Below are 22,606 nucleotides of genomic sequence, written 5' to 3'. Positions count from 1 at the left end.
ACGGAAGCGGCGTGCCATTACTCTCCCAGCCTGACCCAGCGGCGGCCTGCCAGCACCGTCAGCGCCACGATGGTGATGCCCGCAGCCAGATGCATAGAAAAATCGATGGCGTGCAGATGGGTATCGTGGCACAACGACAGCAGCATCGATGAGGTAAACGCACTGCCGCAGCCGCTCAGCGCCAGACTGCGCGCCGGATAGAGGGATCGGGTGCGCTGCAGGGCGAACACGGACATCAGCATCATCGGGACACTGGCCGACAGCATAAACAGATAGCAGTGCATCCCTTCACCCAACCGGTTCGCGCCCGATGGCGGTGCTGAAGATGACATATTGATCAGATTCAGCCCCAGCCACATCATCGCCATCAGCAGCGGCCAGCGCAGGCTGATCGGTTTTCTGCCTGCAATACTCAGCGTAAAGGCTGCCGCCAGCGTGCTGCCCGCGATGATGAGTGACAGCAGCAGGGCAACCAGCGCGAAAAACGCGCCAGGCTGAGACCAGTCGGTGAAACGGCTGTGAAATGCCCAGCTGGTCAGCGCGCCACAGGGCAGGGCAAGGGCAATCCAGCCCGCGACGCGCCAGGCGGTGGGCCAGACGCGCTGCACCGGCTGGGCAGACGCGCTGAGCTGATTGATTAACTGGTCATGATTTCTCATGATGACCCCGTCCATATTTACGAAGGTTGACCATTGCGCGATGCAACAGAGATTTAACCGCAGAGAGCGACTGATTGGTTTCAGCTGCTGCCTGCGCCAGGCTCTGCTCGCGCAGATGCACGGATTCGACGATCTCTCGCTGGCGCAGCGGAAGGTTATCCAGATAACCGGAGAGGATATCCGTATCGGCTGAGGACTCTGCACTTGCAGCGGGTTGCCGTTGCAGCTCTTCCTCATCCTGTACTTCCTGGCGACGGCCGCGATGGCGCAGCGCATCTATGGCCCGGGCAGAGGCGATGGCAGCAACCCAGGGGAGTATCGGACGCTGCGGATCGTAAGTATGCCGCACCCGATGAATCGCCAGCAGCGTCTCCTGAATGACATCCTCAACCAGTCCCTCATCACGGATTTTTTTGCATACCAGTGCCCGGATGGCCGGAACCATCGCTTTCAGTAACTGGTTATAGGCAGCTCTGTCACCCGCCTGCGCCCGGGCCATTAATGCTGGCCACTGCTGTGCGCGTTGATCAGTTTCTGGCATCGATCATCAGCAGTTCAGCACGCTGTCGCCGCGCCCTGGCCACGCGCCAGGCAATCGTTTCATCAGTAATCTCAGGATTTATTTCCTTTTTCTGTTGCCTGATTCAGCGCTGAAATCACAATGCCAGGCGTCAGCACCTGGGGCAGTACCTCAGGTTTACCGCCGTCAGCCGGATAGACCACGTAGAGCGGTAATCCACCGCGTCCGAAATCGCTCAGCGCCTGTTCAACATCGGGATTGTATTTGGTGGAATCCGCGACCATATAAATGGTGTTGGTTCGCGCCATCGCCGCTTTTACCGCCTGCGTCGAAAGCGAAGTACGATCGTTAACCTGGCAGGTAATACACCATGATGCGGTAAAGTTCACCAGTATTGGCTTGCCCTGACCTTTGATGGCATCAACGTTCTGGGGCGACCACGCCACAGCGGCGGCAGCCTGTGAGGCGGTTGCCGTTTCAGCCGGAGCCTCGGCAAACCTGTTCAGGTTCAGTAACGGCACTACGACCAGCGCCAGGAAGAATGCGGTCGCCACATGCAGCACCCAATGACGCTGTCCCATCATACGGCGTTTCTGCGCCATGCCATACAGCCAGGCAGCGAAACTAAACAGTAAACAGCAGGCCAGAATGGCAGCCAGCGCCGCCGAACCCGCCTGACGTTCAAGTACCCAGATCAGCCAGCCCACCGCGCCCAGCATGGGAAACGCCAGCCCCTGCTTTAACGTGATCATCCATGCACCCGGTTTTGGCAAAATTCGCGCCAGCACCGGGAAGAATGAGATGAGGGTGAAGGGCGCAGCAAAGCCCAGCGCCAGTGAAATAAAGATCACCAGACTGATTAGCGGAGGCTGGGTAAGCGCATAGCCTACCGCGCTGGCCATAAAGGGCGCGCTGCAGGGAGTGGCGACAATGATGGCCAGCGCGCCAGTCAGAGCTGAACCGACTAAACCACCGCGATCGCCTCCCACTTCGCCAACCCGCTGAACCGATAATCCTACTTCAAACAGACCGAGCAGGTTCAGCGCCGACCCAAGCATCACCAGAATCAGCGCAGCGATGACCAGCGGCGATTGCAGCTGGAATCCCCAGCCCACCGATGCACCGCCCGCCCTGGCCAGCAACAGAACTGCGGTCAGAGCGACCATCGTCACGACTACGCCCAGCAGAAAGGCCAGGCCTTCGGCTCTGGCGTGGGAAGGTGATTCGTGATGGCGGATCAGGCTCAGTGCTTTCAGCGAGATCACCGGAAACACGCAGGGCATGAGGTTCAGAATAATGCCGCCCAGGAAGGCGGCTGCAATCGCAGTCAGCATGATGTACCTGCTCTGAAGATGAAGTTATGCCGGATTGGCCTGGCGGTATTTTTTAACGGCATCCATCGCTTTCTGGATATGCGTATCAGGATTTTTATCGGTGAAGCTCAGCAGGATTTTGCCATCGGGCGCAATCACGTAAGAGGTACGGTCTGAGAGTTTCTGACCTTTCATCTCCATAGTGCTCTTATATTCTGCCGCCACTTTGGCACCGGGATCGGCTGCGACGGTAAATTTGTCACGGCATTCAAGCTGCGAGAATTTCGCAATCTGATCGGTATTACCCGCCGTCACGCCAATGACGGTCGCACCCTGCTTTTTAAATTCATCGGTCGCTTCAGCAAAATCGTGTGCTTCCAGCGTACAGCCTGCACTGAAAGCAGCAGGGAAGAAGTAGAGGACAACCGGGCCTTTCTGCAGCGCCTGTTGCAATGAGAAGGTGGTCGATTTACCGGCCAGCGCGGCTTCCAGTTTAAAGTCCGGTGCTTTTTCACCGACCTGTAACGCTGCAAAAGCAGATGTTGCCGGAACACTCAGTGCCAGCAGCGTAGCGACGGCCAGGGTTTTCAGGGTGTTTTTCATTGGCTTTACTCTCTCCATTGACGAACAGACGGAGTTGTCTGACGTCCCTGATAACAGGTTCGTTTAAAAATGGAAAAAGTTGCGCGTTTGAGGAATTTTTTTCGTGTTTTTTTTATGGTGCTTCACCAGCCGTCCTTTATCAGATCCCTCATTTTTAGCTGAATCGAATAAAGCTAATGTCAGCAAATTTCACCTGATCCGCTGTAGTTATTCCTCTCTGGCCTGTAATCACTGTGATTTGGCCCACAATAATAGGTCTGAGTCGCTGCCTTTTCCCAACAGGTGAGCATCATCACGTTTATCTTCAGTCCCATTAAGTAAATTTCCCTTACGGAATGAAAAAACGATTCAGCTAATGGGGTGAAGGATGAAGATTAAACTGGCGTTAACGGTACTGGCAGTGCTGGTTTCAGGCTCTGCAGCGGCGAAAACCTGGGTGCTGACGAGTGCTGAACAGGGCACCGAGCAGGGAAACTGGAAGATTTCCAGCAGTGAGCTGAAGTCACAGGGCAAACCGTTCAGCATCGAACAGAAAGTCCTGCATGGCGGCAAGCAGGAAGGCAGTAAAATACTGACGATCCGCAGCGAGGACGGCCTGACGATTACGCTAAGCCCGACCCGTGGCATGAACTTACTGCGTGTTGAAGGCTTTGGCACCCGCATGGGCTGGGATTCACCGGTTAAAGAGGTCGTCAATCCTGCCTACATCAATCTTGAGAGCCGCAACGGTCTGGGCTGGCTGGATGGTTTCAACGAGATGATGGTGCGTTGCGGCTACGAATGGACCGGCCATCCGGTCACCGATGAAGGCCGAATCTATACGCTGCACGGTAAAGCAGGGAATACGCCGGTTTCTCAGCTGGAAGTTAAAGTGGCCGATGCAGCACCACACGAAATTCGTATTCGCGGCCTGATTAAAGAGAGCACCTTTAAGAAAGCTGATTTGCAGACCATGACCGAGCTGCGTTACGTGCCAGGCAGCAACAGTTTCAGCCTGCATGATGTGTTAACAAACCATGCCGACTATCCGCACGATTACCAGATCATCTATCACAGCAACTTCGGCAAACCGATTCTGGAAGAGGGCGCACGCTTCCTGGCACCGATGTCCGGCATCAGCCCGTTCAATGACTACGCGAAAGCCGGGTTAAAAGAGTGGCAGACCTATAAAGGTCCGACCAAAGACTTCGATGAGATGGTGTTCAACATCAAGCCACTTTCAGACAGCAAACATCAGACCGTCGCTGCGGTGATAAATAAAGAGGGCAACAGCGGCGCATCCATTCAGTTCGATACGCGTCAGCTCCCGATGCTGACCTTATGGAAAAATACCGACACCCTGAAACAGGGCTACGTGACCGGCATCGAACCTGGTACCAGTTACGCCTATCCGGTCACCATTGAACGTGAACAAAAACGTGTGAAGCAACTGCAACCGGGTGCGAGCACAACATTTGATCTGACGTACACCTTGCTGCACAGCAGCGAGCAGGTTAATGACGTTGAGAAACGCATTAAGGGCATTCAGGGTGACACGAAGATTGATGTAAGCGAGACGCCGATAGCGAAAGAGTAACGACCCATCATAACCCCAGCTAACTTGTTGGGGTTTTTACTTAACTGGTCAGTCAGTTATGTTTTGCCATAACTGATAATGGCAGTAATCGACATAGGGCGTTGTTAATTGTACCGTCACGAGATGACAATACCGATGCGGGAGAATAGCGCAGACCTGCGATGGATACTGGCGATGCGATAACATCGTAGCATTGGACATCACAGGTAAATATTCGGCATAGCTGTGGGAGGGTTTTAAGTAACTCTGAAATACTAACAGTTAATAACTGATAGTAACTCAGCGGGAGAGGAATCATGCCAACCAGCGTAGCACTCAGTCCTTATTTCGAAGCGTTCATCCGCGAACAGATAGAAAGCGGGCGATATAACAACACCAGTGAAGTGATCCGTGCGGGCCTCAGGGCACTGGAAGAACGGGAGCAGCAGATGAAACTTGATGCTCTGCAAACAGCGGTCAGCGCAGGTATAAACAGCGGCGAAAGCAAAAACGCGGAAGAGGTATTTGGTCGCCTGTCGCAAAAATATCGGCGGCAGGCCGAAGGTGGTAAAGGGTAATGAAGTACGTATGAGATATTTTATTTAACATAAGATAGATTATGCGCACTTAAGGCAAGGCGGTAACATAAAGGCTAAAGATCTAAGCTAACCTTATCCGTGGACTTCAGACAACCTGCTGAAGCCCCTTGTATAACGGCCTCTGGTGAGGAATTTTCACGATCAATAAAGCCGTCGCCTCACCACCACTGTATCTCTCACGGCGATCGGTTCAGGATATACAGTGGCGATGATCGCTGGTTTAAGAGCACGCTGTTGCTCTCAACCCGTCGCGCCCTGACACACTGCGAATCGACAGCATCTACGGCTTAGGTAACGAAGTCTCGTGCAGATGTCGCCACAAAACCTTGCCAGCATCATTTACCTCGAACACAACCGTAGAAAACCGCAGCGTGGCTTCCTGGCCCGGAAGCTGCTGCAACTCCTTATATACCACAGTGGCGTTTTCTTCACTCTCAGCAACCATCTGCATGTCGCAGATATCAATCGCTAAACCCGGACGTGCACCGCGCTGAGTGCGGAAAAACCCATTTAGTGTCGTGAAATCCAGCAAGGCACCGCCCGGTGTCACCATAGAATATGCAGGACTAAAACGCGCTAAAAGTTCCTCACAAACCTCATCATGTGCTTCTTTGTTACCCAGCCAGTTGCAAATCAATTCGTGGGCGTCCAGTACTTCCTTAAAATAACGGTTCATTTTTGGTCCCTTTTAAGCATAGAAATAACTTTCTGATTTGAAATGCGTAAACAACACAGAAGCGGAATCACAGCGCTGAATGCCGCTATAACAAAACAGAGGTGATAAGCGTGTTCTTCAGGCATGCTGCTATTCGCAATCAGATTGAACAGCAGGCTGACCAGCGTAACGCCGAGACAAAAACTGAGCTGGCGATTGATATTCCAGAGTGCGCTGGCATCAGCAAGTTCGCTGTCGGTGATGTGAATAAAAGCAGAACTCTGGGCCGTACTGCTGCACAGGCTGCCGCCAAATCCCATCAAGGCGAAAGCAAGTGCAAAGACTAAGGTGTCCGATGTCTGGCCAGTCAACGCCAGCAGGCCAATACCCAGCGCCTGAAACAGACAGCCGGTGATAAATAGCGGGCGTGGTCCCCAGAGGTTGAACGTCTTACCTGTCAGACTAATTGCCGCAAAGGAAGCCAGAGACCATGGCAGCATGAGCGCGCCGACAATGCTGGCATGCATACCTAATTGATTTTGCAGGTATAGCATAGTGATCATACTGACGCCGGTGAACACGCCTGGTATAAACTGATAGATCAGCATTGCGGTGTGTAAGAGCGGATCCTTTATCAGATGCAGGTTAATGAGTGGATGGCTTTTTCGAAGTGCGTCCCATACATAGGCCGCCAGAGTAATGACGCCAGCAAGCAGCATCATCGCCCCCTGATAAAGCCTGTCAGCATCGCCCAGGTAAGTCAGTCCGAGAAGGATCAGCGTGAGCGCGGCACAACCACTGACTAAACCCACCAGGTCCAGCGGTTCAGATGAGTTCGCCGGTTTGTCTGCTTTGAGCCAGCATCCCGCCAGCAGCAATGCCGCAACCGCGAGCGGCAGGGTCACAAGAAAAACCCAGCGCCAGCTAAGGCTCTCAACCACTATTCCACCAACAGCTGGCGACAAGGCGGGTGCCAGCAATGCAATCAACATCACGACTGACGATAACTTCGCACGTTCATTGCTCCTGTATAACGCATAGGTCATCGTCTGACCGATAGGTATCAACAGTCCGCCGCCGATGCCCTGTATCCATCGGAAGGTGATGAGCTGAGAAAGTGACGCTGATGCCCCCACACCACAAGTGCCCGCAATGAAAATAAGCAGTGAGAGCATGAACAGACGTTTTGCGCCCATGCGCCGTACCAGCCAGCTACTGAGCGGTATGACCAGCGTCAGGCCTAAGATGTAGCCATTACTGATCCATGCCAGCTGGCTAACGGGGGCATCAAAATGTCTGCCAATTGCTGGATAAGCAACATTGGCGATAAACATGTTGACCAGATCAATAAAAAATCCCAGCAAATAGACACTGGCTACGCGCACACGATAGCTCATTTTTTTCCCAGACAGGTCAGCGTAAGGCGCGCAGTATAGGTGCTTAAATTATCGGGATAAATTCACTTTCTGTTGTTACACTGTCAAAGATATTTTGACAATGAGATTTCGTTAACGGAGTTTACGATGATCAATATGCAACGGCTGGGGATCTTTGTCGCAGTTGTCGAGGCAGGCAGTTTTACAGGTGCAGCTCAGACACTCGGGTTAACTAAAGCCGTTGTGAGTTTCAATATTAAACATCTCGAAGAGGAGCTGGGTGTCTCGCTCCTTATCAGGAGCACCAGACGCGTTTCAGCCACGGATACGGGTGAAAGATTTTATCATCGTTGCCTTCAGCTTCTTCAGGATGCGGAAAGCGTATTAGAGGATGTGAGAAGTGATCACGCTGGATTAAGCGGGACACTCCGGATCACAACCACTCTGGAATATGGCGCTCGTGTGATCGTCCCTGCCCTGGCTGACTTTGCAGCCCAACACCCGCAGTTATGCATACATCACGTCTCTTCATCAAAAAATGACGACCTGATTGCCGGCCGCTTCGATGTGGCGATACGACTTGGGCATCTTGCCGATTCCAGTCATCACGCCCGCCTTATCGATCAGTTTGATATCCTGGCGGTCGCTGCACCTTGTTATCTCAACAGCCTGAATGAAGCGTCTATCCGGGATCTTTCACATCTCGCGTCAGCAAAATGGATTGCGCATAGCCGTTTATCGACGCCACTCAGCTGGCAGGTGATCACGCCCGAAGGCGAGTCTGTGCTGATGAGCGCATTTCAGCCTGCCATGATCACGGCTGACAGTGCCTCTTCTTTGCTCGCTTTTGCTTTAGCCGGTGCTGGCGTGGCGATTCTGCCCGCCTGGCTGGTACAGGATGAGATTGGAAAAGGTGGATTAGTACGGCTACTGCCCGATCATCAATTCCCCCGTCAGGGAATTTACGCGCTCTATCCTAATACTCGTCATGTGCCAGAAAAAGTACGCGCGTTTATAGATTTCCTGCATGAACGTTTAGCGCTCTCCAGCAGAAAATAAGCGCATCCATCACATTATTCTGATGGGCTAACCGTTAATTTATCTGAACTGATTTAAACCCCATAAACTTTATTTTAAGCAGCGCGGGAAGGTAAATATTTACTGTCTGGCTATGACAATTCAGTTTAACGCAGGCGCATTACTTAATTCCCTGTCCTGATAAATCACTGCTGCGCGATAACCTGTAAAACTGGCGCTGGGGCTTGTCTTGTTATCCCATCCCCAGCGCCTGCGGCTTCAGGCCCGGACCTGCGCCACACCCTGGTATGGCTCAGTCATTTGATGCACAGTATTAAGTAAAAATTAACGCCGTATAAATAATTCGCACAGTACCTTAATAACATAAGATTTTAATCTGGATGATTGCAGTTTATTCGCTGGCAGGAAAACAGGTCGCATGTTATTAAATTTGAATGTCGCGCTTAAATTCATTTGCATCCGGGAATTAAAACATGAAAAAGAGCTTATCCCTCGCATTACTGTTTTCGCTCACAACAGTTAGTCACGTGGCACTGGCGCAGCAGACCCTGCGCTTTGGCGTTGACCCTACGTTCCCGCCGTTTGAATTCAAGGCGGCTGATGGATCATTGCAGGGCTTTGATGTTGATCTGGGCAATGCCATCTGCGCTCAGGCAAAGGTGAAGTGCCAGTGGGTGCAAATGGGTTTTGATAGCAGCATCCCTGCCCTTCAGGCGAAGAAATTTGATGCCATCCTGTCAGCGATGTCGATGACCGATAAGCGTCGTCAGCAGGTGGCTTTCAGCGATATGTTGTACAACACGCCCAGTGCTTTACTGGCACCGGCTGCCAGCACGCTGACGACCGATGTTGCCTCATTGCGCGGTAAGACGATCGGTGTGGCACAGGGCACCATCCAGGAAACCTATGCCAAAACCAAATGGGAGCCGGAGGGCGTTAAAGTCATCTCCTATCCTAACCAGATGGAAGTTTATCCGGATCTGGTCGCCGGGCGTCTTGATGGCAGCCTGGCCAATGCGGTCTCTGCTGAACAGGGATTCCTGACCTCAGCCGAAGGCAAGCCGTACGCCATCAAAGGGACCCTGGTGGATAAAGTGATTTTTGGTGATGGCGTGGGTATCGCGCTACGCAAAGGAGATGAGGCAAACCTGAAGATGATTAACACGGCACTGGCGGAGATGCATAAAAACGGGAATTATGACCAGCTCACCAAAAAATATTTTAAATTCAGTGTTTATCCCTGAGCCGCTCAACGTGAAGAATCGCAGGAATATGAAGACTATGGCATTGCCCGAATACCACGTTCAGCGCGCGCGGTTTATGGCAGCGGCGCAGAGCAAAGTTGCTGAGACGACCTCGTATCCGCATCCTCTGCCTGGTCCTCTGGGAGAAGCCCTGTATACAGACGTGGCACGGATAGGACCGGCCAGCGCATCACGTCTGATGCTGGTCGTTTCCGGCACTCACGGCGTTGAAGGCTATTATGGTTCCGATTGCCAGATAGCCTGGCTCGAGACCCTGGATGAAAAAGCGTTGCCCGCTGATACCGCGCTGTTGCTGATTCATCTGCTCAATCCATGGGGCGCGGCGCATTTACGGCGCGTGAACGAAGACAATATTGATCTGAACCGTAACTTTATCGATTTCAGTCAGCCGCCTCCTGCTAACCCGGATTATGCACAGTGGCACGGTATTTATCATGGCGACCGTGCAAGCGCCGATCGGCAACTGGCCGACGCACTCGAGGGCGCGGGCTGGCAGGCGGTTAAACGTGTCACAGAAGCCGGACAGTATAGTTTTGCTGACGGCTTTTTTTTCGGCGGTGAGAAGCCCTGCTGGTCACACCTTACGATGGCGGCAATCGTTGAACAGCATCTCTCTGTGGCGAAAACCATCATCAGCTTTGACCTTCATACCGGGGCTGGCGCATGGGGGCATCCGATGCTGCTCTCTATTGCGGAGCAGCGTTATCCGGCGCATGACTGGGGCAAAGTCATTTACGGTGAGTGGCTGACCTTATTGTTTACTGGTGCCGGACGTGACAGTGTAACTGGTGTAACAGCAACGGCAACAGGCTATCTGTCGCACTATCTGCTGACGTCACTGGCTGACACCCGGATTTTGCCTCTGGTGGTGGAATGCGGGACTTACGAGGGTCAGGATATGCATCAGCGGGTGCGTGAAGATCACTGGCTGCACCTCTATGGCGACCCTGCCAGTGCGGGCGGCCAGGTGATAAAGCAGCAACTGGTCGAGGGGTTCTGGCCAGAAGATGCGGACTGGCGTGCATTGGTGGCTTTCCGCACGCAGCAAATCTTTCTGCGCGGCTGGCGTGCCCTTGCAGACACGCCATGATGTCATAGTCTGCCGTAAAAGGTCATACGCGCGGTTTCTGACAACGCAATATCCGGCTGCGTATTGTAAGCCAGCACGGCCAGCATACGGGTGACCTCGCCTTCAGTTGGGGTCACACGGTGCAGGGAATTACGGCCACGAAACAGCACCAGATCCCCGGCATCTATCTCCAGCGCGTCAACGGTCTGGCGTTCTTCCAGCACTGCGTCGACACCGGCAAAGTTCATCTCACCGGCATCGGCATCCCGCAGATCTTTCACATACTGAAACACGCCGCCCGCCAGCGGTTTCTGTACCAGTAAGGTGATGGCAAATGAGGAGTTGTCGAAGTGCCAGCCCAGCTCCTGGCCGTGTGATGCATAGTGCAGGTTGATCGAGGAAAGTGGGTCAGCATAGGGATAGAGCGCTTTTTCACCCAGCACATCGCACAGGAAATGTTTGAACAGCTCATCATTATAAAGCTGACGCAGCGGCGAGTCGGCAGCGATAACATCATCAGTGATGCAGCCTTTGGTGCTGATCACATCCCGATTACGCGGATGCTCAGCACTGAAAGCGTCATCAGGTTTCATCAGATAGACATTGTGCTTGCTGCGGGTGTGATAAGCCTGGTGACGTTGTGCATTGCCCTCTTCGATGATCGCCTCTAAAGCGTGTGGTTTTAAAAATTGACGCAGTACCAGCGCGCCGGACTGGTTTAACTGTTCACGACAACGTTGACGCCAGCCATGATCGGCCAGTGGATGAAGATCGAGACGGACAAGGGAACCAGACATAGCAACAATTCTCATGATGAGCAGGTGTGATGTTACTCTACCGGTCGCCTGCAACGCTGCGTAACGATAAAAACTTAATGCCCTGATAAGGAAGAGTTAATGCCTGCCCAATTGCCAAGGTTGCCAAAGATCAGCGTCATACAGTCATTTAAAGTGGCTGCCGAACTGGGCAGCCTGGCAAAAGCGGCCGCTCAACTTGCCTTAACCCCGGCGGCAGTCAGTCAGCAGATTCGCCAGCTGGAGGAGCAACTCGGCAGCGCCCTGTTTTTACGTACGCAGAGCGGCGTGATGCTGACCGAAACCGGCAAAGAGTATCTGCGCTATGTCACCGAGGCGTTTGATATTCTGCATCTCGGTCAGCAAAACATCCGCCATGCGGCCAGTGCGCCAAAACTCACGGTTTACACATTACCGGCGCTGGCGTCCAAATGGCTGTTGCCCCAGCTGGCTAGCTGGCGCGACCATTGCCCGAATATCGATCTCTCGTTACACGGTACGCATTCTCAGGTCGATTTCACCGCGATGCCCGCCGATTTTGTGATCTGCTTTGGTGAGGATCGTTACCCGCAGTCAGATAAGCTGAAGTTGTTTCATGATGACGTGCTGCCGGTGGCCAGTCCTGCTCTGTTACATCGCTTTACGCCGGAAACGATCTTAAGCCAGGCGCCGCTGATCCACCTCGACTGGGGTAATGAAGGCCGTTTTCTGCCGGACTGGCGAAGCTGGTTTCAGGCTAAAGGCATGGACGAACCTCTGCCGCAGCCCGCATTCAGCTTTAATCTGACCTCGCTGGCGATTGATGCGGCCGTCGCGGGAGCTGGTGTGCTGCTGGGGCAGCGACGCCTTATCGCGGCGGAACTGGCGCGGGGCGATCTGGTGGTAGTGGATGATCTTTGCCTGCCGCTGAGCAAACCCTATTACCTTGTCTGGCCGCAACGCACCCTGAGCCAGCCAGGCAGTGAGGCGATGATCAGCTGGTTAAGCCAACTGGGCGCGAGCGGCGAATAGCCCTTCGCCGTGATCGGACTCGCCTGCGCCCGCCAGTCTGGAACCATCAGCAGGCGCAGGGTCAGATTATTACTGCGCCACCAGGCGACCAGTTGTCATCATCCTTCCGCATTATCCTCAACAATCACCGCCACGCGTTGCCCTGCACGTACAGCGCTGCCTGGCTGCACGCTGACCTGCTGAACAATGCCGTCGCACGGCGCCAGAAGAGGGATCTCCATCTTCATCGACTCCAGCACCACCAGGATATCGCCTTCCCGCACCCGGCTGCCCGCCGTCGCCTGCACCTGCCATAAATTGCCGGAAACCGGGCTTTCAACCCCCTGCTCGCCCGGCTGCAGCGGCGCGTCGCCGCCTTCATCGGCCACACTTTCCTGGCTGTCGAAATGGGCCTGCCCGCTGGCGATCCAGCGGTCACGTTCCGCATTGAACGCGGCTTGCTGGTGATCGCGAAACCGACCGATACTCTGCGCTTCACGGGCGAGGAAATCCTGATATTCCGCCAGCCGCAGCGTGCTGTGCTCGATGCGCAGCGGATAGCGACCGAGGGGAAAATCGCGGCGAATCTGCAACAGCTCACTGGCTGAAACCGGATAAAAGCGGATCTGATCGAAAAAGCGCAGCAGCCAGGGTTTACCGCCAAAATCAGCGACTTCATGATACCGGTTCCACATCTGCAGCGTGCGGCCAACAAACTGATAGCCGCCTGGCCCCTCCATGCCATACACACACAGATAGGCACCGCCGATGCCAACCGAGTTTTCCGCCGTCCAGGTGCGGGCCGGATTATATTTTGTCGTCACCAGCCGATGACGGGGATCCAGCGGCGTGGCGACCGGCGCGCCGAGGTAGACATCGCCCAGCCCCATCACCAGATAGCTGGCTTCAAAGACCGTGTTCCAGACAGCCTGCTCATCCGGCAGATCGTTTATCCGGCGGATAAATTCCAGATTACTCGGGCACCACGGCGCTTCCTGCCGCACGGTGGTCATATATTTTTCGATGGCCTTCTGACAGGCCGGATCGTCCCAGGAGAGCGGCAGATGCACCACGCGTGTGGGAACCTGAAGGTCATCACTCATGCAGACCCTCTCCCACTCACCGCGCACCCACATCAGCAGCACGTCGGGCGTCAGCGTCTCCGGCTGAAAGTGGATTTGCAGCGAGCGGATCCCCGGCGTGATATCAATAATACCGTTGCGGGATTGCGCTTCCAGCGCCTGCATCAACGCATGAATGCGAAAACGTAACACCAGATCCAGTTCCGGCTCGCCAGCCTCCAGCAGCAGATGCGTATCACCAGAGAGGCGCGCCACCAGGCGTTTATCCGCTGCGCCGCAGGTCATCACGATGGGCGAAATCAGCGGCGCAGGCTGCCAGTCTGTTTCCTGTGGCTGGAGCGTGGTCAGCTCGGTGCGTCGGCCCTCTGCCAGTCGGCGGGCGGTAGGAATATCCACCGCGACAAACTGCACTTTGTCACCGGCTTTGAGCTGTCCCAGTTGCCAGAGGTCCGCCTCGATTACCGTCACCGGGCAGACGAACCCGCCAAGGCTCGGGCCATCCGGCCCCAGGATCACCGGCATATCACCGGTAAAATCGACCGCGCCGATCGCGTACGGGTTGTCATGGATGTTTGAGGGGTGCAGCCCTGCTTCACCGCCGCTGTCGCGGGTCCAGATTGGCTTTGGCCCGATCAGGCGAACGCCGGTGCGGCTGGAGTTAAAATGCACTTCCCATTCTGTGGCAAAAAACGTCTCGATATACTCCGGCGCAAAAAACTCAGGCGCACCGTGCGGACCATAAATGACGCGCAGCGTGCGCACCGTGGCAAGCTCTGTGTGCAGTCCGACGGGCAGTTCCGATCCGGTTGCGCTCGCAGAACGCGGAGCGAGATGCAGCACGTCACCGCTACGCAGTGCCCGTCCGGCATGTCCGCCAAACTGACCAAGGGTGAAGGTGCTTTTGCTGCCTAAATAGTCCGGCACCTGAATGCCGCCGCTCAGACAGAGATAACTTCTGACGCCTGCGCCACTTATCGCGCCCAGCTTCAGCGTTGCCCCGGCCGGAATGGTAAAAACAGAATTCATTGACTGTCCGACGCCATCCAGTGTGACAGTGAGCGGCGCGCCAGAGATCACCGCCTGAATCTCAGTGTTGAATTTCAGGGTGGGTCCATTCAGGGTGATTTCCAGCGCGGCGTCACCCTCCTCATTGCCCAGCAGACGGTTGCCCAGACGCAGTGCGCGATCGTCCATCGGCTCCGACGGCGGCACGCCCACCGCCCAGTATCCCAGACGTCCGGGATAATCCTGAACGCTGGTCTGGGTTCCGGCACTCACCACTTCAACCGTTGCCGCCTGATAGGCGAGTTGCTCCAGGCAGCGGGTCCAGGGTTCGCCAGCCGTAAAAGGCGAGAAGGCCAGAATCTGCAACAGATAGAGGCGATTGGTTTCGACGCCATAGAAACGGGTCTCCGCCAGCGCCTGTGCCAGGGTGGCGATGGCTTCCTCGCGAGTGGGGCGCCAGGTGATAACTTTTGCCAGCATCGGGTCGAAGAATGGCGGGACTTCACAGCCGGCTTCCACCCAGCGGTCAATACGCAGGGTTTTACCGTCGGCTGCCGGAAAGAGGACCTGGGTTAACAGCCCTGGCGAAGGCTGGAACTGCCGCCCCGGATCTTCCGCATAAATTCGCGCCTGCACGGCATGGCCCTGAGGATTCAGCGCGGCGGCTAACGCGTGAAGCGGAGGAAGATCGCCTGCTGCCAGCTCAATCATCCACTGCACCAGGTCAACGTCCCACACCTGCTCCGTGACGCCATGTTCAACCTGCAGACGGGTATTCACTTCAAGAAAATAGAACTGCTGCGCCACGCTGTCATAGACAAACTCAACCGTTCCGGCGCTGCGATAGTTCACCGCTTTTCCCAGCGCGATAGCCGCCGCGCATAAAGCCTCCGCCATACCTGCGGGCAGATTCGGCGCTGGCGTCTCTTCGATCACTTTCTGGTTACGCCGCTGTACCGAGCAGTCGCGTACGCCCAGCGCGATTACCTCGCCCTTGCCGTCACCGAAAATCTGCACTTCAAGATGACGGGCGCGTTCGATATATTTTTCGAGAAATACCCCGGCATCGCTGAAGTTGTTCTGGCCGAGGCGCTGGACCGTTTCAAACGCCTCTGACAGCGCATTCGCATCACGACAGACCCGCATACCGATGCCACCACCGCCCGCGGTGCTTTTGAGCATTACCGGATAGCCGACCCTCTCTGCGGCGCGGCGGGCTTCACTGATATCTGCCAGCAGTTCACTGCCTTCCAGCAACGGCACCCCTTCGGCTTCCGCCAGCGCGCGGGCCGTGTGTTTCAGGCCAAAAGTCCGCAACTGCTGCGGTGTGGGCCCGACAAAAATCAGACCGGCAGCCTCGCACGCCTCAGCAAAGGCGGCGTTTTCCGAAAGGAAACCGTAGCCAGGATGAATCGCTTTCGCCCCGCTCTGCTGCGCGGCGGCGATGATCTTTTCCGTCACCAGATAGGTTTGTGCAGCCGGGCCTTCGCCAAGGCTTAGCGCCACATCCGCCTCGCGGATATGTAAACTGCTCAGATCGGCTTCGGAGTAAACGGCGACCCCTTTCACCTGCATGGCACGCAGCGTGCGCAGGATGCGACAGGCGATAGCACCACGATTAGCAATCAGTAAGGTATCAAACATAAGCGAACTCTCAGGGATGCGGGTCGTCCCGCAATAATCGATATTCCCTGGGGCCGTCCCCGGGGCTGACCGGCACGTAACAGGCGTGCGCCGGTAGTGTGTTGAGAGGTCTGACGCAAAAGGCTGAGAAACTCATTCCCGCTTTTCGCCATGGCAACGCTGGCTTAGTTCCACACCAGCACTTCGGCAGGCGTCGGGTTCCAGCCGTTACAGGGATTATTCAGCTGCGGACAGTTGGAGATCAGCACCATCACATTGCATTCGGCTACCAGCTCAACGTATTTGCCGGGTGCCGATAGCCCATCTTCAAAGGTCAGACCGCCTTCCGGCGTGACCGGAACGTTCATGAAAAAATTGATGTTGGCACCGATATCACGTTTGTGAAGGCGGCCATCGTGCAGGCAGGCACAGAGAAAGTTATCCCGGCAGCTGTGCATGTAGCGCTTATCCTGGGCATAGCGCACGGTGTTGCTCTCCTGCGAGCAGGCTCCGCCCAGGGTATCGTGACGACCGCAGGTGTCGGCAACGATAGTCAGCAGCGGATTGCCGAGATTCGAATAGAGCACGCTGCCGGTGGTCAGATAGACGTTTCCCTGACGACGCAGCGTGCGCTGAGGATCGTAGCGTTCCCGCGGGTTATCGCTGTTATAGAACAGGGTATCAATTGCCTGATTCCCTTCGAGGTCGAGCAGGCGCAGCGTCTGCCCTTTTTTCACTTCGAACAGCCACGGCTCGCCTGCCGGTATCACGTGGCGATAGACGGCATCTTCAGGACGACGATCAGAGTTGATAAGGGTCATCGCAGCCTCCTTACAGGGCAAAAAGTTGGGTGTTATGAAGCGCGCGCTGGTTTTCACCGCGCGTGACCATCGCTTCGCTGACGGCCTGCATATCGTCGGCCTGATACCAGCTCAGCTGAACCGGTCGCGGGAGATAGTCAGCGGCGGGATCCTGCGGATGTGGCAGCGCGGTCAGCACCATCAGCACGTCCATGGGTGCGTACAGTTCAGTGAAATCGCCGGCGAGGCTGTTGCCCGCGCTGAACCGGAAGCGGCCCTTCTCATCAACCGTGACCTTGCTGAAAAAATTGACGACCATCAGCAGATCTTCCAGGCCCAGATCCCATTTGCCCATCTCAACCAGCAGATTATCTGTGCCGTTGCGGTAGAAGCCGTTGCGCAGCTCCTGATAGCGTCCGGCTCCATACTTATCGTGCGCTTCCGCCGCGTTGAGAACGCCGCCAAACGGGTCGTGCCAGCCGCAGCTATCCGCCACGATCGCGGCCAGTACGCGTCCCATGTCGGAGTAGAAACAGTGCCCGGTGGTCAGGCGAGCCGTATGCTGGCCTTTCAGGGTATCCGGCAGATTCAGGCGTTCACTTTTCTCGTGGGGATTGAGCATCATCATGCTGACGTTCGCGCCTCCCTCGATGTCGGTCAGGCGCAGGATTTGCCCTTTGCGCAAAATCAGCGAGGTGTGCCCTCCGCCAGGCAGCTGCTCTTCGCGCAGGCTCGGAGCTGAATGAAAAAATGCGGTCATTGAGCGGTCTCCTTGAAGGGATAAATGTTGTTTTTGTTGCGGGTTGCCAGCTGCGACAGCCGCGTTTCATTAAGCGGGATGTCGTAAGTGATACGCGCGCCCCAGGCATTGGGGGCCTGAGGATCGATGCGCACTTTGTCGAAAACCAGCAGCCGGGTGCCAAGATTGAAGCCTTCGGCAAGGTCGTGAGTGACCATAAACACCGTCATGCGGGTTTCGCTCCAGAGCTGGAGCAGCAGCGCATGCATATCTTTGCGGATGCCGGGGTCCAGCGCGCCGAAGGGCTCATCCAGCAGCAGTACGCGCGGCTGCATCACAAAAGCCTGCGCAATGGCCAGCCGCTGCTGCATCCCGCCCGAAAGCTGCGCCGGATATTTATCGAGCGAATGGCCCAGCCCGACTTTCTCCAGCATCTGTTTTGCCTGCTCACGGGCATGGCGTTTTCGGGTGCCAAACAGCCGGCCAGTAAACGGTGAAGCCGGAAGTTCGAGGCCAATGGCGACGTTATCCAGCACGTTGAGATGAGGAAAAACCGAATAACGCTGAAACACCACGCCACGGCTGCGATCGGGTTCCGCGCGCAGCTGTTCGCCATCCAGCGTGATCGATCCCCGTGTCGGCTTTTCCTGACCCAGCAGCAGGCGTAAAAACGTCGACTTACCACAGCCGGACGCCCCCACCAGCGAGCAGAATTCACCTTCTTTGACCTGCAGATTGATGCGTTCCAGCACCACGTGGTCGCCATACTCCTGCCAGATATTTTTGATATCGATAAAACTCATTCCCGGCCTCCTTCCGCCCAGGGGAAACAGGCTTTGTGCAATTGACGCAGCGCGAGATCCATCAGCCACGCCAGCAGCGTGATCCAGATGACATAGGGAATGATCACATCCATCGCCATATAGCGACGAACCAGGAAAATGCGATAGCCCAGTCCGGCGGTTGCGGAAATGGCTTCGGCGGAGATCAGAAAGAGCCATGCGGATCCCAGCAACAGGCGCAGCGAGGTGATCAGCCGCGACAAGAGCTGCGGCAGCACAACCCGCAGCACCACCGTCCAGCTGTTCGCCCCCAGAGTTTGTGCTTTGATAAACAGCTCTGCGGGGATTTCCCGCGCCCGATGTTCAAGGTCGCGCGCCAGCATCGGCGTAATCCCGATAACAATCAGCATCACTTTTGACAGCTCATCCAGCCCGAAGACGATAAACAGCATCGGCAGGAGCGCCAGCGGCGGGATCATCGACACCACGGTCATAAAGGGTGACAGCGCCGCGCGACTCATCGGGAAGACGCCCGCAGCAACACCGATGCAGAGACCAATCAGTGAAGAGATCGCCAGGCCAGTCAGCAGACGGCTTAAGCTAATCCACGTATCCGCCCACAGCAGATATTCGCCGCTGCGCTTGTCCGGCGTGAAGGCCATCCGATCAATGGCGGCGATCATCTGTGACAGGCCGGGCAGCAGTTTGTCGTGTGGGTTGGCTTCAAGACGCACCGCCGAACTGATAAACCAGACGGCGATCAGCAGCACAAAAGGTAATAGCATCAGCGTCAGGCGCATTCCCTGCCGGGGATAGCGGTTGATGTGGCGCATGGCAAATACTCCTGAGATCGGTGATTACAGCTTGCCCGCAGCGGCCATCTTCAGATAGCTGTCGTCAAAGCGCAGTTTGATGTTCGCTGTATCACCGACGGTGATGTTGCCAGGGAAGCTCATACCGATGAAGTCAGCGCTTTGTGCACCCTCGCCCAGTAATCCCTTATCAAAGGAGAACGCGGCGACGCGCTGCATGGTTTTCGCCAGATCGGGGGAAGAAACAAATGTCTGGGTTTCGGCTGGGGTCCAGAACAGGTGGGTGGTTTTCAGCTGCGCCTTGTATCCGGCGAGGTCAGTACCGGAATCGGCAGCCATCGCGCTCAGCGCCTGCGCATCTCCGGCCTGCATTTTCGCCATCATCTCAAACCAGGCCCCGGTCAGTGCCTTACCCAGCGCGGGGTTATCTTTCAGGGTCTCGGTGTTCACCACCATCATGTCAATCAGTTCGCCCGGCACGGCCGAAGAGCTGAACACCTCTGTGGTTTGCGGGGTTTTCTTGATCACTGAAAGCTGTGGATTCCAGGCAACCGCCGCCTGCACGCCGCTGGTACCAAAGGCGGAGACGATATCGGCATCGGAGGTGTTCACGACCTTAACGTCTTTTTCCTGTAAACCGGCCTTCTCCAGACCGCGAACCAGCAGGTAGTGCGAAACCGACAGCGCAGGAAGATAGACAGACATCCCCTTCAGGTCGCTAAGTTTTTTATTTGCGCCTTTCAGCACCACACCGTCATTGCCATCGGAGAAGCTGCCGGTGATCAGCGCCGTGGAATCAATGCCCCCCGCCGCAGGTATGGTCAGCGCATCCATGTTGGTCATGGTGCAGCCGTCGAACTGACCCGCGGTGTACTGGTTGATCGACTCGATATAGTCATTGAGCTGGGTGATATGAATTTTGATGCCGTATTTGCTGGCCCATTTATCGATGATTTTCTCGTTGCTGATGGTGCCCCACGGCATCCAGCCCGCATAGATGGTCCAGCAGATATTGAACTCTTTTTTGACCGCGGCGAAAGATGGCGCGCTGACCAGCAGCGTCAGCGACAGAATAAGCGTCAGGAGGGGTGATTTCTTCATGGTTGACCTCTGGTTGGCACAAAAAAACGGGAGCAGCGCAAGACACCATTTGGTGCCGCTGTCTCCCGGGCTTTTGTCCCGCCGTGTAACCTCGCAGAGGTCGCCAGCTCTCGGACCAGACATTCACCTGCGTGAACCGGAACCCTAGCCAGCTATTTGCTATCAATTGTGTCGAACGCTGCTTACTGTTCAGACTTCAGCAAATGGCGTGCCAGAAATTAACTTACGTAAAATCAGAGAAATAGAGAGAGCATAATCCAGAAGGCACCGGGATGGTGAGTCAGTAACGGGCGTTGCACATTATCAGTGCCGGACAGGCAAGAGATATCAGAACCCTCAGTCAGTCTCTTTTCGTACTCACATCTATGCCGGAATGCAGACCCGGACCGTGACGCCCATCACTTATCGCTATATAATCCAATGCATAACGTATTTTGAGGATAGTTAATGAAGCGCTTCTGGCAGGCATGCACACTCGGTTTACTGATACTCCTTCCGCTCTTTTCCCAGGCATCGCGCCAGATAACCGATCAGACAGGCCGCCAGGTCACGATTCCTGACCGTGTTGATCGTATTGTGGTGCTTCAGCATCAAACGCTGAACCTGCTGGTGCAGATGAACGCGACCGATAAAATCGTCGGTGTGATGGCGAACTGGAAGCAGCAACTTGGCGACAGCTATGCCCGCCTGGCTCCTGAGCTGAATCAGAAAGCGACACTGGGGGATCTAACGCATGTTGATCCCGAAAAACTGGTGGCGCTGCATCCGCAGGTGGTGTTTGTGACCAACTACGCACCGCAGGAGATGATCGACAGCATTACCGCGCTGGGCATTCCGGTGGTGGCTATCTCACTGCGTCATGACGAGCCGGGTGAAAAGGCAAAAATGAACCCCTCTATCCGCGATGAGGAAATGGCCTATGACAAAGGATTGCGTGAAGGGATTACGCTTATCGGCGAGATCATCAATAAACCGGCAGAAGCAAAAGCGCTGATTACGGCCACCGATGAGGGCCGCAAAATCGTCAGCGATCGCCTGAAGGATGTTCCGGCGGAAAAACGCATTCGCGCCTATATGGCGAACCCGGAACTGACCACCTACGGATCAGGGAAATATACCGGCCTGATGATGCTGCATGCGGGCGCGGTCAACGTCGCCGCAGCGACTGTAAAGGGATTCAAAACCGTGTCGATGGAGCAGATAATCGCCTGGGATCCGCAGGTGATTTTTGTGCAGGACCGTTATCCCTCCGTCGTGAATGAAATCAACAGTTCACCACAGTGGCAGGCTATCGACGCGGTAAAAAATCATCGCGTCTGGCTGATGCCGGACTACGCCAAAGCATGGGGTTATCCAATGCCGGAAGCGATGGGGATTGGCGAATTGTGGATGGCGAAAAAACTCTATCCGCAGAAATTTCAGGATGTGGACATGAATAAGCTGGCCAATAAGTGGTATCAGCGCTTCTATCGCACCGCTTATCAGGGAACAGAGTGATGCGCGTACTGGCGGCGGGCAGCCTGAAAGCGGTCTGGCCCGCGCTGATGGCGTACTTTCCTGAGCCAGTTGAAACCCGGTTTGGCCCCGCCGGTCTGCTTCGCGAACGGATTGAAGCCGGTGAACCCTGCGATCTCTTTGCTTCAGCCAGTGAGGAACATCCGCAAAAATTGCTGAACGCTGGGCGAGCGCTGGCAGTCATACCGTTCACAACTAATAAACTCTGCATCGCGGTTCGCAGCGATCGGCTACAGGCGGGAGACGACTGGTATCAGCTAGTGACCCGCGACACACTGCGGATCGCAACCTCTACGCCCACAGCCGATCCCTCTGGCGACTACGCGCAGGCCCTTTTCACCCGGATGGGCAAAGCCGGTGAAGCGGTGCGCCAGCGCGCAAAGGCACTGGTGGGTGGGCGTGACTCTGCACCGATTCCCGCAGGCAGGCTGGCGGCAGAATGGATTATCCTGGAGGATCTGGCGGATCTGTTTATCGGTTATGCCAGCCATCGGGCTGCCCTGAGCCAGATTGCCGGGCTGACAGTCGTTGATATCCCTGCGGCTTTCAATTCTGTTGCGCGCTACGCCTGTGCAGTCATTACCCCAGAGGCGCGTCGGCTGGCGGATTTTCAGAATCGGAGCAGGCAAAAAAGGTACTGCGGGAAGCGGGATTTGGCGGGAAGTAAATGCCTTTTCTGTCGCGGATGACTTTGCGCCCTGCCAGCATCTC

20 protein-coding genes, 1 pseudogene and 1 riboswitch are annotated in these 22,606 nt (G+C 55.5%); of the genes and pseudogenes, 8 read left to right on the top strand and 13 right to left on the bottom strand.

Annotated elements, in window-relative coordinates; translation table 11 throughout:
* Positions 1–17: 17 nt before the first annotated feature.
* The 4 genes from ACK13D_RS00185 to ACK13D_RS00170 form a co-directional block, all read right to left on the bottom strand.
* Complete coding sequence (locus ACK13D_RS00185) at positions 18–659, bottom strand: NrsF family protein (RefSeq protein WP_033780220.1); 642 nt, start codon at positions 657–659, stop codon at positions 18–20.
* On the bottom strand, positions 646–1,200 hold the full coding sequence (locus tag ACK13D_RS00180) for a sigma-70 family RNA polymerase sigma factor (protein WP_010247151.1): 555 nt from the start codon (positions 1,198–1,200) through the stop codon (positions 646–648). Before ACK13D_RS00180 ends, ACK13D_RS00185 begins: the two co-directional genes overlap by 14 nt.
* 71 nt (positions 1,201–1,271) lie before the next feature.
* Entirely contained in the window at positions 1,272–2,513 is a 1,242-nt protein-coding gene (locus tag ACK13D_RS00175) for a protein-disulfide reductase DsbD family protein (protein ID WP_010247150.1), read from the bottom strand.
* 24 nt (positions 2,514–2,537) lie between these two features.
* Positions 2,538–3,095, bottom strand: a complete 558-nt coding sequence (locus tag ACK13D_RS00170) for a peroxiredoxin (protein ID WP_010670341.1) — start codon at positions 3,093–3,095, stop codon at positions 2,538–2,540.
* Between the two features lie 367 nt (positions 3,096–3,462).
* On the opposite strand from ACK13D_RS00170, the gene ACK13D_RS00165 reads away from it, so the two are divergent.
* Positions 3,463–4,671: an aldose 1-epimerase family protein gene (locus ACK13D_RS00165; RefSeq protein WP_418795325.1), complete on the top strand. Its 1,209-nt coding sequence runs from the start codon at positions 3,463–3,465 to the stop codon at positions 4,669–4,671.
* Between the two features lie 296 nt (positions 4,672–4,967).
* Positions 4,968–5,228 carry a type II toxin-antitoxin system ParD family antitoxin gene (locus tag ACK13D_RS00160; protein WP_033780223.1) on the top strand — a complete coding sequence of 87 codons (261 nt, stop codon included), beginning with the start codon at positions 4,968–4,970 and terminating at the stop codon, positions 5,226–5,228.
* Between the two features lie 301 nt (positions 5,229–5,529).
* Here the strand turns inward: ACK13D_RS00160 and ACK13D_RS00155 are convergent, their stop codons facing one another.
* Both ACK13D_RS00155 and ACK13D_RS00150 read right to left on the bottom strand, forming a co-directional pair.
* A complete protein-coding gene (locus ACK13D_RS00155) occupies positions 5,530–5,925 on the bottom strand; it encodes a hypothetical protein (RefSeq protein ID WP_045140111.1) in 396 nt (131 codons plus the stop codon).
* A complete protein-coding gene (locus tag ACK13D_RS00150) occupies positions 5,922–7,301 on the bottom strand; it encodes an MFS transporter (RefSeq protein ID WP_191914110.1) in 1,380 nt (459 codons plus the stop codon). The genes ACK13D_RS00155 and ACK13D_RS00150 overlap by 4 nt, the downstream gene beginning before the upstream one ends.
* A 126-nt stretch (positions 7,302–7,427) precedes the next feature.
* Between ACK13D_RS00150 and ACK13D_RS00145 the strand changes: the two genes are divergently transcribed.
* From ACK13D_RS00145 to ACK13D_RS00135, 3 genes are all read left to right on the top strand, one after another.
* The gene (locus ACK13D_RS00145) at positions 7,428–8,339 is read left to right on the top strand and encodes a LysR family transcriptional regulator (protein WP_187512029.1); all 912 of its coding nucleotides are present in this window, start codon (positions 7,428–7,430) and stop codon (positions 8,337–8,339) included.
* A gap of 452 nt (positions 8,340–8,791) precedes the next feature.
* Positions 8,792–9,562 carry a transporter substrate-binding domain-containing protein gene (locus ACK13D_RS00140; RefSeq protein ID WP_418795322.1) on the top strand — a complete coding sequence of 257 codons (771 nt, stop codon included), beginning with the start codon at positions 8,792–8,794 and terminating at the stop codon, positions 9,560–9,562.
* Positions 9,563–9,599: 37 nt separating this feature from the next.
* On the top strand, positions 9,600–10,673 hold the full coding sequence (locus ACK13D_RS00135) for a DUF2817 domain-containing protein (RefSeq protein ID WP_418795320.1): 1,074 nt from the start codon (positions 9,600–9,602) through the stop codon (positions 10,671–10,673).
* A 2-nt stretch (positions 10,674–10,675) separates the two neighbouring features.
* Here ACK13D_RS00135 and ACK13D_RS00130 read toward each other — a convergent pair whose 3' ends face one another.
* Positions 10,676–11,449 carry a HalD/BesD family halogenase gene (locus tag ACK13D_RS00130; RefSeq protein WP_022624319.1) on the bottom strand — a complete coding sequence of 258 codons (774 nt, stop codon included), beginning with the start codon at positions 11,447–11,449 and terminating at the stop codon, positions 10,676–10,678.
* A gap of 99 nt (positions 11,450–11,548) precedes the next feature.
* Here ACK13D_RS00130 and ACK13D_RS00125 point away from each other — a divergent pair, with 99 nt between their 5' ends.
* Positions 11,549–12,457, top strand: a complete 909-nt coding sequence (locus tag ACK13D_RS00125) for a LysR substrate-binding domain-containing protein (RefSeq protein ID WP_033760408.1) — start codon at positions 11,549–11,551, stop codon at positions 12,455–12,457.
* A 98-nt stretch (positions 12,458–12,555) separates the two neighbouring features.
* Here ACK13D_RS00125 and uca read toward each other — a convergent pair whose 3' ends face one another.
* The 6 genes from uca to ACK13D_RS00095 form a co-directional block, all read right to left on the bottom strand.
* Positions 12,556–16,167, bottom strand: a complete 3,612-nt coding sequence (gene uca, locus ACK13D_RS00120; RefSeq protein ID WP_418795318.1) for an urea carboxylase — start codon at positions 16,165–16,167, stop codon at positions 12,556–12,558.
* A gap of 164 nt (positions 16,168–16,331) precedes the next feature.
* Positions 16,332–16,967: an urea amidolyase associated protein UAAP2 gene (locus ACK13D_RS00115; RefSeq protein ID WP_010670353.1), complete on the bottom strand. Its 636-nt coding sequence runs from the start codon at positions 16,965–16,967 to the stop codon at positions 16,332–16,334.
* 10 nt (positions 16,968–16,977) lie between these two features.
* A complete protein-coding gene (locus ACK13D_RS00110) occupies positions 16,978–17,706 on the bottom strand; it encodes an urea amidolyase associated protein UAAP1 (protein ID WP_418795316.1) in 729 nt (242 codons plus the stop codon).
* Positions 17,703–18,488 carry an ABC transporter ATP-binding protein gene (locus ACK13D_RS00105; RefSeq protein WP_033760427.1) on the bottom strand — a complete coding sequence of 262 codons (786 nt, stop codon included), beginning with the start codon at positions 18,486–18,488 and terminating at the stop codon, positions 17,703–17,705. Before ACK13D_RS00105 ends, ACK13D_RS00110 begins: the two co-directional genes overlap by 4 nt.
* Positions 18,485–19,300 carry an ABC transporter permease gene (locus ACK13D_RS00100; RefSeq protein ID WP_010247123.1) on the bottom strand — a complete coding sequence of 272 codons (816 nt, stop codon included), beginning with the start codon at positions 19,298–19,300 and terminating at the stop codon, positions 18,485–18,487. Before ACK13D_RS00100 ends, ACK13D_RS00105 begins: the two co-directional genes overlap by 4 nt.
* Before the next feature lie 24 nt (positions 19,301–19,324).
* Positions 19,325–20,380 carry a putative urea ABC transporter substrate-binding protein gene (locus tag ACK13D_RS00095; protein WP_010247121.1) on the bottom strand — a complete coding sequence of 352 codons (1,056 nt, stop codon included), beginning with the start codon at positions 20,378–20,380 and terminating at the stop codon, positions 19,325–19,327.
* Positions 20,381–20,440: 60 nt separating this feature from the next.
* Positions 20,441–20,539, bottom strand: a riboswitch (guanidine-I (ykkC/yxkD leader).
* A 288-nt stretch (positions 20,540–20,827) separates the two neighbouring features.
* On the opposite strand from ACK13D_RS00095, the gene ACK13D_RS00090 reads away from it, so the two are divergent.
* Together ACK13D_RS00090 and ACK13D_RS00085 are read left to right on the top strand one after the other, a co-directional pair.
* Positions 20,828–21,877 carry an ABC transporter substrate-binding protein gene (locus ACK13D_RS00090; protein WP_307516222.1) on the top strand — a complete coding sequence of 350 codons (1,050 nt, stop codon included), beginning with the start codon at positions 20,828–20,830 and terminating at the stop codon, positions 21,875–21,877.
* Positions 21,877–22,562: pseudogene (locus ACK13D_RS00085) on the top strand (molybdate ABC transporter substrate-binding protein). The gene ACK13D_RS00090 and the pseudogene ACK13D_RS00085 overlap by 1 nt, the downstream one beginning before the upstream one ends.
* Positions 22,563–22,606 lie beyond the last annotated feature (44 nt).

Source organism: Pantoea sp. K16, assembly GCF_048452805.1.
In the GTDB taxonomy this organism is placed as follows: Bacteria; Pseudomonadota; Gammaproteobacteria; order Enterobacterales; family Enterobacteriaceae; genus Pantoea; species Pantoea agglomerans.
This window is presented reverse-complemented; position numbering and strand designations above follow the sequence as displayed.